This is a genomic window from Roseateles violae (assembly GCF_030410485.1).
In the GTDB taxonomy this organism is placed as follows: Bacteria; Pseudomonadota; Gammaproteobacteria; order Burkholderiales; family Burkholderiaceae_C; genus Roseateles_D; species Roseateles_D violae.
Genome location: NZ_JAUHHC010000004.1, coordinates 674,959 through 690,506, shown reverse-complemented (window position 1 = coordinate 690,506; position 15,548 = coordinate 674,959). Strand labels below are relative to the sequence as shown.

The 15,548-nt window shown below is 69.3% G+C and carries 1 protein-coding gene (running past one end of the window); it reads left to right on the top strand.

The annotated features are described in order from the left end of the window. On the top strand, window positions 1-15,548 hold the 3' portion of the coding sequence (locus tag QWJ38_RS17545) for an LEPR-XLL domain-containing protein (RefSeq protein ID WP_290360395.1). 15,010 nt of this gene lie to the left of the window's left edge; 15,548 of the gene's 30,558 nt are visible here — the last part of the coding sequence; its start codon lies beyond the left edge, outside the window; its stop codon occupies window positions 15,546-15,548.

Below are 15,548 nucleotides of genomic sequence, written 5' to 3'. Positions count from 1 at the left end.
ACGTCAAGCTCGATGCCGAATCGCATCGTGCCGCGGCCAATGTGTCGACCAAGGGCGTGGCCATCGGCGGCATCGCCGTTGGCACGATCACGAACAGCGGCCTGATCACGCCCACCGTGCGTGCCACCATCGGCGACGCCGCCACGGTGCTTGCCGGCGGCCGCGTCGACGTGCTGGCCGACATCCTGGCGCAGACCGACACCGGTGGCGTCACGCTGGGCGACACCTTCCAGCCGGCCAACGACATCGACATCACCGGCGACACCATCCGCTTCGTCGCGCACGGCCTGGGCACCGGCGACGTGGTGACCTACGACCCCAACGGCAATGCGCCGGTGCAGACCGCCGGTGGCGCGCTGCAGTCCGATCGCAGCTACCGGGTCATCGTCATCGACGGCAACCGCGTGCAACTGGGCGCCACCTTCGGCGCCGGATCCGCCGACACCGGCTCGCTGATCGATCCGGGTGTCGGCGTCGACGCGGCGCGCGACGTGATCCGCTTCGCGGCGCCCCATGGCTTCGCCACCGGCGACGCCGTGCGCTACGACCCGGGATCGACCGCAGGCATCGGCCTGAATCCGAACAGCACCTACTTCGTACGCGTGCTGGACGAGCGCACGGTCAAGCTGTTCACGACCCAGGCGGCCGCCAACGCCGCGCCGACAGGATTCGACCCGTCGACATCGCCGTCGACCGTCACCGCCGACAACTTCATCCATCTCGGCGGTTTCAGCAATGGCCAGGCCGTGAGCTATGTCGCGCCGGCGCCGACCGTCTTCAACAGCGTCCAGGTCGACACCGATGGTGTTCATGACAGCGACGACAACATCAAGGCCGGCAGCCCGGCGCTGCTGACCGTCAACAACGACAGCCTCTATCTCGCCCGCTTCGACGCCGACGGCAACTATGTCGGCGGTTCGGGCTATGCCACCGGCAACAAGGTCACCTATGTGAGCAACGGCGCCGCGATCGGCGGCCTGACCAATGGCGCGAGCTACTACACGCTGGCGGTCGACGCCAACAAGATCCAGCTGCTGCCCAGCTATGCCGCGCTGAGCAGCGTCAGCTTCAACCAGGTCAACAACGCGGCCGACACCATCGTGCGCAACGACGGCGGCAACTGGGCCGCAGACGGCTTTGCCGCGGGCCAGCAGATCCTCATCACCGGCACGGCCAACAACAACAGAACGTTGACGATCCAGAGCGTCAGCGGCAACACGCTCAGCATCGCCGGCGACGTGCTGGCCAACGAGGCCAACCACGCGGCCACCTTGCGCGGCACGGCGATCCCGCTGACACCCGACAAGTCCGGCGGCGCCGGCGTGCAGCACCAGTTGGTGCGCCAGACGCTCGGTGCCTTGCAGGCCGGCACGACCTATTACGTCGTCAACAGCGATGGCGCCAAATTCCAGCTCGCGGCCACGCCCGGCGGCGCCGTGCTGAACGTCAACGACATCGGGCGCAGCGGCACGCACGCCTTCGGCGGCGCGGGCGTCGAGCTGGCCGGCACCGGCGGCACGCAGTCGCTGCACATCGACCTCGCCGGCCCCTTGCCCGGCGGCAGCCACAAGCTGCTGGGGCAGGGCGGCACCTCGCTGCGGCTGCTGTCGCCGCCCCCCGGCGACGGCGCCTCGCATGCCAGCGTCGACTTCGGCGCCGGCGGCGGCCTGGCGATCAATCTGCCGACGGCCCGGCTCACCATCATCAACGACGCCCAGGCTTCCATCGGCGCCGCGCGCGTCGATGCCGAAACCGGCATCACGGTCGCCACGCATTCGGTCAGCAAGGGCACGGCCTATGTGTCGGCCGTCGGCGGCGGCGGCATCTCGGCCATGAAGGACGCGGACAGCGTCGATGTCGTCAATATCAGCAAGGCCTCCGTGGCCGACGACGCCGTCCTCAAGTCGCGCGGCCATGTCGCGATCCTGTCCGACTCGTCGATGGACACCCATGTCTACGCCCAGGCCGAGGGCGGTGGCGTGGGCGCCGGCTCGAACGCCAGCGCCACCACCAGCGTCACCAGCAGCACCACCACCTCCGTTGGACAGCGCGCCCAGATCGATGCCGACACGCTGACCTTGAATGCGCAGGTGTCGCATCTGCAGACCTATGTGCACAGCTTCGCGCTGGCCGGCGGCTTCGTCGCGGTCGCCATCTCCGACGCCAACGTCGACACGAAGTCGACGGTCACCAGCTTGATCGACACCGACGCCCGCATTCGCAGCACGCGGGGCGTGGACATCGGCGCCTTCCACCGCGACGCCCATGTCGACCGCGACACGCTGGCGATTCCGATCGCCTTCATCCCGATCCCGATCGAGACCGGTGGCAACAGCACCAAGCTGAGCGACCTCGTCCTGGCGCGCGATGGCGCGCGCGTCCAGACCGCGCCGCGCTCGAATGCGGACACGCCGCTGCGCCGCATCGATGGCAGTGACAGCGACGCCACCGGCGCCGGCGTCAACGAGAACTACACGGCGCTCGCGCTGCTGGTGCAGGCGGACGACACGAACGTCAGCGATGTTTCCGAGCAGATCCGCAATATCCGCTGGGACGCCGATGTCGAGATCTCCGCCGGCCCCAGCCCCGAGGTGCTGATCGACGCCAACGGCAATGTCGTCAAGGCCATCGGCACCACGGTCACCATCGCTGCCAACGGCGACGCGATCGTCGGCGACGTGCCGACGCCCGCGGCGGTCGGTGGCCAGGCCCTGTTCATCTCGAACAAGATCCAGAACGACCTCGCCGATCCGAGCGCCACCGATTTCCGCGCGCTGTTCCAGTTCGCGGACACCTTCAGCGGCATCACCATCACCAATCTGTCGACGCGCCGGCTGCAGATCAACAACATCAGTGTCGGCGGCGCCAGCAATGCCTTCGTCGACCTGCAGGCCCATGGCGACGATCGCGACGCCAGCCTGACCTTCGATCTGCGCCGCACGGTTGCGCCGACCGATGTGGTGGTCCAGAACCTCAATACCCAGCTGGGCTTCGCACCCGACATCGTGCTCAACGGCACGATCGAGAACCCGATCGGCAGGACGCGCATCACCGCGCTGACCGGCGATATCGTCGCCGCCACCGCGCGCGACCAGTTCATAGCCGGGCGCACGACGCTGATCCGCACGCGCGATCTCGTCCTCGATGCGCAGCAGGGCACGATAGGCTACGACGCGCAGAACCCCGGCGCGAAGAAGCACCTGTCGGTGGACGTCGTGCAGGGTCCGCTGTTCGCGTTCAGCACGCCGCAGCTGCTCGAGACCGGCGACGCGGTGGTCTACCACGCCAGCCCGGCGGCCGCGCCGCTCGGCAATCTCGTCGACGGCGCCACCTACTATGTGATCCGCCTCGACGACCAGCGCATCCGCCTGGCGAGCACGCCGGCGAACGCACACAACGACCTGGCGATCGCGATCGATCCGGCCAACCTCGACAAGGGCACGCACACGCTGACGCATGGCGCGACGACGATCGCGCTCACCTCCGGCACGCGTCTGCTGGCGCAGGCCGGCGCCGACGACTTCCTCGATCTGAAGGGCCGGCTGCGCGACCCCGCGGCCCAGCTCGGCGGCGCCGGCCTGCCCAACCCGCACACCTTCAACATCGACCTGGTCCGGGCCGGCATCACCGGCAACGGCAGCGACGACCTGATCCTGCAAGCGGGCGTGCTGGAGGCGAACGTCGGCAACGCCGGCGGCGTCCGGGTGCGCGCGACGACGGGCCCGGCCGTCGACCGCAACTTCTACAACCAGTTCCGGCCGGACGACCCGCCGAACGCCAGCTTCGGGGCCAAGCTCGACGTCGGCTTCTACGGCGGCAACGGTGGCAGCACCACCATCAAGTCCACCTACAACTTCGTCAACCCGAACGGCCAGACGGCCGGCCTGGTGGCCAACGGCAGCCCGAGCACCGGCAACATCATTGTCAAGGCCGCCAATGCCGCCCCGTCGGCGCCGCAGGTCAATGTCAGCGGCATCACCGACATCCTTGGCGCCGCCACGGGCCATATCGACGTGCTGACGAACGGCTTCGTCACGCTGACCGAGCAGATCGGCGACATGCGTGTCGGCGACATCACGTCCACCGCGAACGAGGTCACGCTGACCGCGCCGCTGTCCATCGTCGACGCCCTCGACGACCCCAGCGCCGACGTCACCGGCGTCAACATCACGCTGAAGGCGATCGCGGGCGGCATCGGCAATGCAGCGGGCGGCACGCGCATCAACTTCGTAGAAACCAATCTGCTCGACCAGGTCGACGGCGCCGCCAAGTCCGGCCTGCTGAAGGCCGATGCGCTGCAGAGCATCTACCTGGAAGAGACCGACGGCGACCTGCGCGTCCACCATGTCTACTCGACCGCCGGCAACGCGACCCTGGTGGCCCGCAGCGGCTCCATCGTCGACGGCGACACCGGCGACGTCGACGCCAACGGCCAGACCTACAAAGACGCCGACGGCCGCATCCGCGATGGCGTCAACGTCTTCGCCTTCGACATCGACCTCGATGCGCGCGGCAGCGGCAGCCTCGGCAGCGCCGGCGACGACCTGGACATCGATTCCCGCAGCGGCGGGCGCCTGTTCGCGCAGGCTGCGAGCAATGTCTACCTCACGGAGGTGAATGGCGCACTCAATGTGCTGGCGGCGCGTGCGCTGGGCGGCACCCTGCGCCTGACCGTGCCCGACACCTCGGCGGCCGACACCGAGAACCTGGTGCTGCTCGACGCCGGCGGCGCCACCGCGCGAATCTTCGAAGATCAGGCGACGCCGGTGACGCAGGGCGAGATCCTCGCCTTCTTGACCGCCACGCTGTGGGTCGGCGACAACGTCAGCACGGCGGCCAGCAGCCGCATCGTTGCCGGCGGCGCTGGCGGCCTGGGCATCACGGTGCGCGGCGACAGCCGCCGCATCGGCAAGACCGACAACGTCGATCCGCAGATCGACGGCACCGGCCAGCCCGAGCAGGTCGACGAGGACCGCGGCACGCGCATGCTGCTGCGCGGCACCATCGGCCGCCTCGGTGCGCCGGCCGAACTGTCGGTGTTCAACGCCAACAGCAAGGAGTTCACGCGCTTCTTCGGCCATGCCGAGGCCGACACCTTTACCTTCGACCAGACCTTCCTCACCGCCAATACGACGGCCTATGGCAGCTGGTCGGTCTCCAGCGCCACGCTGGCCGACGACGGCGAGGACCGCTTCCTCGTCGACCGCCTGCAGTCCATGCATGTCTTTGCCGACGGCAGCGGCGACACGCTGACGCTGGATGGCCAAGCCGACACGGACTTCTACGAGATCCGCACGACCGGCAGCCAGGGCGTGCAGCGCAACTACGTCGTCAACATCCTGGACACCGGCGCGCCCGCGGACGGTGTCGACGAGGCCGCCATCTACGGCGTCGACGGCAGCGAGGTCGGCGGTAGCACCGACGACATCTTCCTGCTGCGCCGCTCGGCCTACATCCCCGACGAAGCGGCCAGCGCGCCGGGCTTCGTCGCCCTGCTGCACGGCTCGCTCAACCAGGCGCGCACGGCCAGCGCCGACGGCTCGGTGCGGCCGCAGCAGGTGCAGCGCGTCAACTACGATGCCAACCTCAATGGCCGGCTCAACGTCTACGGCGGTGCCGGCAACGACTTCTTCGCCGTCGACGACACCAGCACCATCGTCACCTTGGACGGCGGCAGCGGCGCCGACGCCTTCCAGATCGGTCAGCTCTTCGGCAGCCAGCGCCTGCCGGCCAATCTTCCTGCCGCCGACGCCTTCAGCACCATCGCCACCACGCGCGGCTACCTGAGCCCGGGCGTTTCGGCACCGCTGGTGGCCCAGGGCGGCAGCGGCAACGACAGCTTCACCGTCTACAGCAACAAGGCCGAGCTGCGCCTGGAAGGCGACGCCGGCGACGACGAGTTCCTGATCCGTGCCTTTGCGCTGGCCCAGACCGACGCCAACGGCAATATCGTGCGCGATGCGAGCGGCGTGGCCGTGCCGCTGCTGACCAGCGACATCTCCACCGCCTCGCAGATGAAGGTCAAGCCCGGCGAGGGCAACGACACGGTCCAGTACAACATCAACGCGCCGGTCTCGGTGGATGGCGGCAGCGGCTTCGACAAGCTGGTCATCCTGGGCACCGAGTTCGCAGACAACTTCGTCATCACCGAGGACGGGGTGTTCGGTGCCGGCGTCAACGTGCGCTTCGACAATATCGAGGTGCTGGAGATCGACGGCCTCGAGGCCGACGACGACTTCTACATCCTGGGCACGCCGGTGGGCGTCAAGATCCGCGTCATCGGCGGCCTGGGCAGCGACAGCTTCAATGTCGGCGGCGACGTGGCCGAGCCCATCGTCATGCAGCAGCTGGAAGGGGCGTCCAGCAGCATCACGCACGGCGTCAGCTCGCCGGGCGGGCTGTACGACAACATCGCCGCAGCCGGCGTCGGCGCCACCGTGGCGCAGGCCGGCACCGGCGCGGTGATCATCACCGAGACCGGCGGCAGCACCAGCGTGCGCGAAGGGGCGCTGGGCAACGCCGCCAGCAACGACAGCTACCTGGTGCGCCTGGCCACCAAGCCGGCCGAGGGCATGACGGTCTACGTCACAGTGTCGGCCGCGCGCTCCGCGCGCGAGGAGAAGGCCGCCGGCGGCGACACGCTGTGGCTGTCGCAGGGCGACGCGGCCCACTTCACCCGCACGGTGCCGGTGGACGGGCAGGACGAGGTGCGTGAGAACCGCGCCCTCGTGCTGGCCTTCACGGCCGCGAACTGGGACCAGAACCAGACCGTCTACGTCCATGGCGCCCAGGACAGCCTGTCCGAAGGCACGCGCACCGTGACCGTCAACCACAGCGTGCGCGCCGTGGTGAATGCCGGCGCCGTGGTCAGCGCCGAGGACCGCAAGAAGACGACGGACAGCTTCGACTTCGCCAAGGTGCGCAATGTCGAGGTGACGGTGCTGGACGACGATGCGGCGACGCTGAGCGTCGAGCACAGCGGCGGCTCCACGCTGGTGCTGGAAGGCAGTCTCACGCCGGGCGCCGGCGGCTACACGCCGGGTCTGGCCGACAGCGTCACGCTGCGCCTGGGCAAGCTGCTGACGGGCAGCCAGACGGTCACCGTCACCCTGAGCTACGACCCGCAGCAACTGCTGCTGGGCGGCGCGGCCCTCACCCCGCTGGGCAACGGCCTGGCGCGGGTCACCTTCGACGCGGCCAGCTCGCTCAGCGGCATCCAGATCGACCTCAGCGCGGTGGACGACCTCACCCGCGAAGACCTCAAGCGCTCCTTCATCGACGCCGTCGTCAGCGCCCAGAGCGGGACCACCGACTACACCGGCCAGCGCCTGCAGTTCGCCGTCAGCGTCTACGACAACGACACCGCCGGCGTGCTGGTGCGGCAGAGCAACGGCTCCACGCAGGTGGTGGCCGACGATCCCGCCGTGCCGGGCGACCAGTCGGTCAACGACAGCTACACGGTGCGCCTGACCTCGGCGCCGACGCAGGACGTGGTGATCACCATCGCCACCGACGGCCAGGTGCTGACCGCCCCGACCACCCTGACCTTCACCGCCGCCAACTGGTATGTGCCGCAGACGGTCACCGTCAAGCCCAACCCGGCCTTCGTGGCCGGCTCGCTGCCGATCGACCCGGCTACGCAGCGCGAATGGCCGATCACGCCCCATCTGCTGACCAACCTCGGCGGGCCGCTGGAGATCGTCGGCGGCACCCGCGGCGAGCGTGTGCTCAACGAGGCCGTCCTGCTGCCGGGCGAGCGCAATGCCCCGTTGCTGACGATCGCCCCGCAGCCGAACGAGCGCGACCAGATCGACACGCTGAACATCTTTGATGACGACAGCCAGGAAGACAAGGTCGGCGTGCTCGGCCGCACCGGCCTGACCGGCTTCGGCATGCCGCCGGCCCTGAACATCCCGACCAACCGCTTCGGCGAGAGCTCGGCCCTGGCCGGCATCAGCTGGGGCGATGCGGCCAGCGGCAAGTCGGACATCGAGGTGCTGAACCTGCTGCTGGGTCAGGGCAACGACACGCTGAGCATCACCGGCACGCTGCAGGGCGCCGACGACGGCCCGCAGGCCGATCGCGGCCCGGCCCGCCACGGCACGATCACCATCGTGCATGGCGGCGGCAACAGCGCACTGACGCCGAACGGCAGCAGCATCGTCGGCGACCGCATCACGGTCACCGGCGGTGCGGGTGCCGGCTCGCCGCTGGTCATCTACGGCGATACCTCGCAGGACGGCAACTGGTACGCCGGTACGACCAGCGCCACCAGCCGGCGCGACAACCTGGTGCTGGGCGCCAAGCTCTTCGACCAAGTCGGCACGGCCGACGACCTGTTCCGCTTCCCGCGGGCCAATCCCTTCCAGCGGGCCGGCAACGACGTCATCGACGCCAGCGCCCTGTTCACCGGCGCCGACGTCGAGACCACCGTGCTGGGCATCGCCATCTACGGCGGCGCCGGCAACGACACGATCATCGGCACCGGTGCCGGCGATCACCTGGCCGGCGGCTCGGGCGACGACACCATCCGCGGCGGCGGCGGCGTCGACCTGATCTATGGCGACTCGGGCTTCAACGTCGACCCGATCACGCGCACGCTGGTGATGGTCACGGCCGACGCCGGCTTCGGCCGGCTGCCCTTCGGGCCCGTGCACGACGAGATGATCGCCGGCAAGGACACGCTCTCGGGCGAGGCCGGTGCCGACATCATCTTCGGCGACCATGGCGTCGTGAACCAGATCGTGCCGCGCGGCACGATCCACCCGAACTACGCCGCGGCGGCCGGCCGCCAGGCGGTGTTCGGCTACGCCACGGCCAATGCAAGCAATCTGCAGTTCCCGGTGACGGCCAGCGACAAGCTGCTGACCACCGGCTTCGTCGACTCGGTGGCCAGCGAACGCTTCGCCAACGGCGCGGCCGATCTGATCTCCGGCGGCAGCGCCGGCGACCTGATCTTCGGCGGCGGCGGCGGTGACGAGATCCACGCCGGCAGCGGCGATGACCTGGTCTTTGGCGACCAGGGCCAGGTGCAGGCCGTCGGCGGCTTCTTCCTGTCCAGGGAAAGCCTGCCCCCGCTGGCGCCCGAGCTGCGCCCGGCGGGTCAGCGTTCGGTGGTCTTCACGGCCATCAACACGACGACCAACGTCGGCAGCGGCGACGACCTGATCTATGGCGACGACGACAGCGACGTGCTGCTGGGCCAGCAGGGCAAGGACACAGTCTTCGGCGGCAACGGCGACGACATCCTGATCGGCGGCGGCAATGTCGTCGGTGCGCTGGACGGCGACGACCGCCTCGACGGTGGCACCGGCAGCGACGTGATCGCCGGCGACAACGCCGACATCTACTACCGCCCCGACAACCTCGACGTGCGCTTCGCCACGCTGACCGGCGCCACGCTCTACAGCGAACTGGCGGGGGCCGGCGAAGGGCGTTCGCAGACCGTCTCGGTCGATGCCCAGGGCCGGCCGCTGAACGCCGATCCGGACGGCGTGCTGCCGGCCGGCGTCACGGCGCAGCGAGTGCTGCATCGCGAATACCGCATCCGCCTGCTGGACCACAGCGCCGCGCTGGAACAGCAGCCGAACAACCGCGACGTCCGCGTCTGGGGCAATGACTACATCGCCGGCGGCGCCGACGATGACGAGATCTTCGGCCAGCTGGGCGATGACCTCATCCAGGGCGATGCGTCCATCCTCGGCCCGCAGGTCGCCGCCAGCATCAGCGGCGGCGGTGCGCTGATCGTGCAGGCCTCGGTCGAGAGCCTGCTCAGCGATGGCGAGGACTATGTCGAGGGCGGCGGCGGCAACGACGTGATCTTCGGCAACCTCGGCCAGGACGACCTCATCGGCGGCAGCTCCAACCTCTACGGCCTGAGCGTGCCGAACCTGCGGCCCGATGGCGCCGACATCATCTTCGGCGGCGCCGGTACCCGCATCGAGCGCAACACGCTGGGCACCGGTGGCGATTCGCGTCTCAGCCTGATCGCCGAACATGCCTTCGATGCCGACGTGATCACCGGCGACAATGCGGTGATCCTGCGCATCCTCGGCGCCAACGGCCAGCCGCTGAGCTTCACCTACGACCAGACGGTCGACATCGGTTCCGATCCGGCCAATCCGCAGGCCACCGAACAGCGCAGCGGCCAGCGCATTGTCGTGCGCACCTTCGACCTGCTCGACTACACGCCGGGCAACGATGCGGCCGCGATCGGCGGCAACGACCTGGTCAAGGCCGAGGACAGCGACGACATCGTCCACGGCGGGCGCGGCAACGACGTGCTCTACGGCGACGGCTGGGACGACGATCTCTACGGCGGCACCGGCAGCGACCGGCTGTTCGGCGGCAGCGGCGAGGACGGCCTGCTCGGCGATGATGGCCGCATCTCGACCAGCCGAAACGGCTTGGCCGAGCCGCTGTACGGCATCACCATCAGCACCGAGCGTCTGATCGAACTGCCCGGCCCCTTCACCGGCGCGGTGGTTGATCTGAACGGCTACATCAAGAAGACCGTCAATCTGCTGGCCTGGGAGCAGCAGGGCGGCGACGACGTCGTCTATGGCGGCCTCGGCGACGACTTCATCCACGGCGGCGACGGCAACGACGCGCTATCGGGCGCCGAGGCGCTGACCCCGTTCTACAACGATGTGCGGGCCGCCACCGCGGCGCCGTTCCAGTACGACCCGATCACCCGCAAGCTGGACTTCTACGACGCCGACAACCCGATGGTGAAGGTGGAGGGCTTCCTGCTGAACTTCGAGGCCTTCGATCGCGGCGTGCTGATCGAGGACGGCAAGGACTGGATCTTCGGCGACGGCGGTCACGACGCGCTGTTCGGCGGCACCGGCCACGACCGGCTGTTCGGCGGCCTGGGCGACGACTACCACCAGCTCGACGACAACCTCGACACCCACGGCGGCCTCAACGACGAGACCGACGACGCGACCGATGTGCAGAACACCGCCGGCACCGGCGACTTCGCCTATGGCGGCGGCGGGCTGGACGTGCTGATCGCCAACACCGGCCATGATCGGATGTTCGACTGGACCGGCGAGTTCAACAGCTTCATCGTGCCCTTCGCCCGCTTCGGCGCGCCGACGATCAACCGCCTGCTCTCGCCGCATGCGCAGGCCTTCATCACCGAGCTGGCCTACGCCGGCGGCGCCGACCGCTCGCAGGCCGAGCCGCATGGCGAGATCGGCCTGGTGAACCAGGACGATCCGGAGTGGAACGATCAGCATGGCGGGCCGCGCGACCCGCAGCCGGGCCACGGCCATGCGAAGTACGACGATTCCGGCGGCAAGGAGGATGACCGCACTTTGGCGCCGCTGCAGACCCAGCATGGCAGCACGCCCAGCGGTGGCGTGCCCTCGGCGCCCGACACGGCGGTGATCCAGATCGAGAGCGCGATCAACGCGGTCCTGCCGCTGGCGCCGACGACGGCCGAGGACGCCGACCAGCCCACCGGCCCGGCACTGGCCGCCGGCACGGCGCTCAAGCTGACTTACCTCGTGCGCAATCTCAGCCCGGACGGCGCGCCGATCAGCGATGTCAGCTTGCTCGACGATGCCGGCACGCCGGCCCTGCTGGGCGATGACATCGTGCCCGTTTATGTCAGCGGCGACGATGGCGACCGGCTGCTGGAAGTCGGCGAGACCTGGCTGTTTGCCGCACCGACGGGCAGCCTGGCCAAGGCCGGCCTGCAGCGCCATCTGGCGACGGTGCAGGGCAACTCGGCCGCCGGCAACGCGCTGCAGGACGACGATCTGGTCTATTACAACGGCAATGGCACGCCGCAGCCGGCGATCCGCATCGAGAAGGCCCTGAACGCGGTCGACCCGCTGAACCCGACGGCCGCCGAAGACGCCGACGGCGCCCCGGGCCCGACGCTGCTGATCGGCACGCCGATCACCTGGACCTATCTGGTCTTCAACGACGGCGCCGAGGCGCTGAGCCTGAGCGCCATCGTCGACGATGCCGGCACGCCGGCCGTGACCGGCGACGACTTCACGCCGGCGGCGGTCACCGTCAATGTCGGCGGCCAGATCTTCAATATCGGCGATGCCGATCACGACAACCAGATCGACAGCGGCGAGGTCTGGCGCTTCAGCTCGGCCGGTACCGCGGCCGGTGCCTATCGCGCCGTGGCCGGCAGCTACGTCAACCTGGCCACCGTGCGCGGCGCCGGCGTTCTGACGGGCACCGTCGTGCAGGACAACGACCCGGCCTACTACACCGGCGTGGTTTCGCCGCCGGCGGTCAGCATCCAGCTCGAGAAGTCGGTCAATGCGGTCAACGCGAATGCCCCGACCACCTACGAGCAGGCCGACAGCGCGACCGGCCCGATCCTGAGCGTGGGCAGCACGGTGGTCTGGACCTACCAGCTGTTCAACACCGGCGAGCGCGCCGTCACGGTGACGTCGCTGCGCGACGATGCCGGCACGACGGCCAGCGGCGACGACTTCACGCCGGCCGCCATGCTCGCCACCGGCACCAGCTTCAACGTCGGCGACCTCGACCGCGACAACCAGCTCGATACCAACGAGGTCTGGCTGTACCGCGCCACCGGCACCGTCGGCAGCGGCCAGTACGCCAACACCGCGCTGGCGACGGTCAAGGATCCGATCAGCGCCACCGTGGCCACGGCCAGCGACATGGCCTATCACTACGGCAGCGCGGCCGGGGTGCAGGTGGTCAAGTCGGTCAATGCGGTCAAGCCCTTCGGGCCCAGCCCGATCGAGGACGCCAACAACCCGGCCACGCCGGTGATGGTGCAGGCCGGCTCGACGGTGGTCTTCAGCTACGTGGTCAGCAACACCGGCAGCGATCCGCTGCGCAATGTGGCGCTGGTGGACGACGCCGGCACCGTCGGCGTGCCGGGCGACGACTTCATGCCCACGCCGGTGACCTCGCTGTCGGGCGGCGTGGCCTACAACGTCGGCGATGCCAACCGCAACGGCCTGCTCGACAAGAGCGAGACCTGGCTCTACAGCGCCAACCGCACGGCGGCCCCCGGCGCCTACACCAACTACGTCAGCGTCACGGCCACGAACAACCGCACAGGGGCCATCGTGCGCGACGACGACCCGGCCAATCTGTTCGGTGCGGTCGCCACGATCGATATCGAGAAGGCGATCAACCCGGCCAACCCGCTGCAGCCGACGGTCGCGGAGGACGCCGACAATCCGGCCCAGCCGCTGCCGCTGAATCTCGGCACACCGATCAGCTTCAGCTACCTGCTGCGCAATACCGGCAACGGGCCGCTGACGGTGACGTCGGTGCGCGACGATGCCGGCACGCCGGGCGTGACGAGCGACGACTTCACGCCGACCCCGCTGCTCAGCGGCGGCTTCAATATCGGCGACACCGACCGCGACAACCTGCTCGATGTCGGCGAGACCTGGCGCTACACCTCGGCCGGCACCCCGGTCGGCTATCTGGTGGCGCAGGCCGGCCTGAACACCAATGTGGTCAAGGCCACGGCCACCGACAGCCGCACCGGCGCGACCGCCACCGACAGCGACAGCGCCAGCTATCTGGGCCAGGCCGGCGGCGTGCGCATCGTCAAGTCCATCAATGCGCTGCATCCGACCGCGCCGACCCGCTACGAGGATGCCAACAGCGCCACCGGCCCGCTGCTGCAGGTCGGCGCCCCGGTGGTCTGGACCTACCAGGTCTTCAACCAGTCGGGCGTGACGCTGGACATCGTCGACCTGGTCGATTCGGACGGCTTCATGCCGGTGCTGATCGGCGGCGACACCGATCCCGACGGCCGCCTCGGCGCCGAGGAGGTCTGGCTGTTCAGCTCGGCGGGCGTGGTCAACGCCCCGACGACGGCCACGCTGGGCCAGCATGTCAACACGGCCACCGTCATCGCCAGCCCGAGCGACGGCAGCGGCCAGCGCTTCAGCGACACCGATCTGGCCTACTACCTCGGCACGCCGGCGGGCGGCCAGGCCTCGATCCGCGTCGTCAAGGCCATCAATGCGGTCGACCCGAACCGTCCCACCGCGGCGGAGGACGCCAACGATCCCGATCGGCCGGTCCTGCTGCAGGCCGGCGCCCTGCCGGTCTGGACCTTCCAGGTGCAGAACACCGGCACCCGCACGCTCTCGGGCATCACGCTGATCGACGACGCCGCCACCGACAACCCGAACGACGACTTCCAGCCGGCGCCGGTGCTGCGCGGCCAGAAGAACGCCGGCGACACCGATGGCGACGGCCTGCTCGATCCGGGCGAGACCTGGCTCTTCACCTCGCGCGGCGTCAACAACCGGGCGATGGTGGAGGGCGGCTATGTCAATGTGGCCCAGGTTAGCGGCACCGACGTGGTCAGCGGCACGGTCGTGCGCGACGACGATCCGGCCTATTACCGCGTCACCGCGCCGGTGCACAGCATGGGCCGCATGACCGGCGGCGGCAGCGTCTACACCGAAGACGGCATGCGCGTCACCCATGGTTTCGAGATCTACTGCGACCCGGACAGCGGCTCCAGCAATCTGGAGGTCAATTTCGAGGGCAACCGCTTCCATATGGAGCAGCTCCTCAGCGTGCGCTGCTACGACGATCCGCTGCTCGACCCGCTGCCGCGGCCGGCGCCCTTCGACACCCTGGTCGGCGAGGCCCTGGGGCGCTTCAACGGCGTGTCCGGCTACAAGATCTATTTCACGCTGACCGACAACGGCGAGCCCGGCATCACCGACTTCGCCAGCCTGGAGATCCGCGATCCTCAGGGCAAGCTGGTGCTGTTCGTGGCCGGCAATCTGCACAACGGCAACCAGCAGGCGCATCCGGACAACGGCACTGCACTGCTGCTGGCCCAAGCAGCGCCGACGGCGGCCAATCCGCAGGCCTCGATGCTGCTCGACTCCCAGTTGGCCGGCCTGGTGGCCCAGGCCCGCCAGAGCTGGGTCGATACCGGCGTCACGGCCGCGCAACTGGCCCAGCTCGATGCGGTGGAGTTCCGGGTGGCCGACCTGTCCGGCCTGACCCTGGGCCAGGCCGAGACGGGCCGCATCACCATCGACAGCGATGCCGCCGGCTGGGGCTGGTTCGTCGATGCCACGCCGCAGGACAGCAGCGAGTTCCGGCAGACCGGCAGCGGGCTGGTGGCCGGCCATGGACCGGCCGCCGGCCGCATGGACCTGCTGAGCGTGCTGATCCACGAGATGGGTCATGTGATCGGCGAGGGGCACGCGGAAGACGGTGTGATGGACGACCATCTGGCCGCCGGACAACGCAGCACGGCGACCGGCGCCCCAAGCTCCGCGGCACCGGGCTTCGTGGCCGTGGACACCCAGGCGATCGCGACGCCCAGCGGCCAGGCGGAGGCAGCGGCGGCCATCAACATCGATTGGTCGGTCCGCACGCTGCGTGACCCGGTCGCGGCGACGCTGCCGAGCCGCATCAAGGTGCCGAGCTGGCAGGACCGCTTCGTCAGCCACCTGGGCGCCAGCGCGCAGCGGATGGATCCGAACGCCGGCCTGCGGCTGCACCTGGACAAGACAGCGCCGCTGACGCACAAGCTGAGCGCGCTGCTTGAGTGA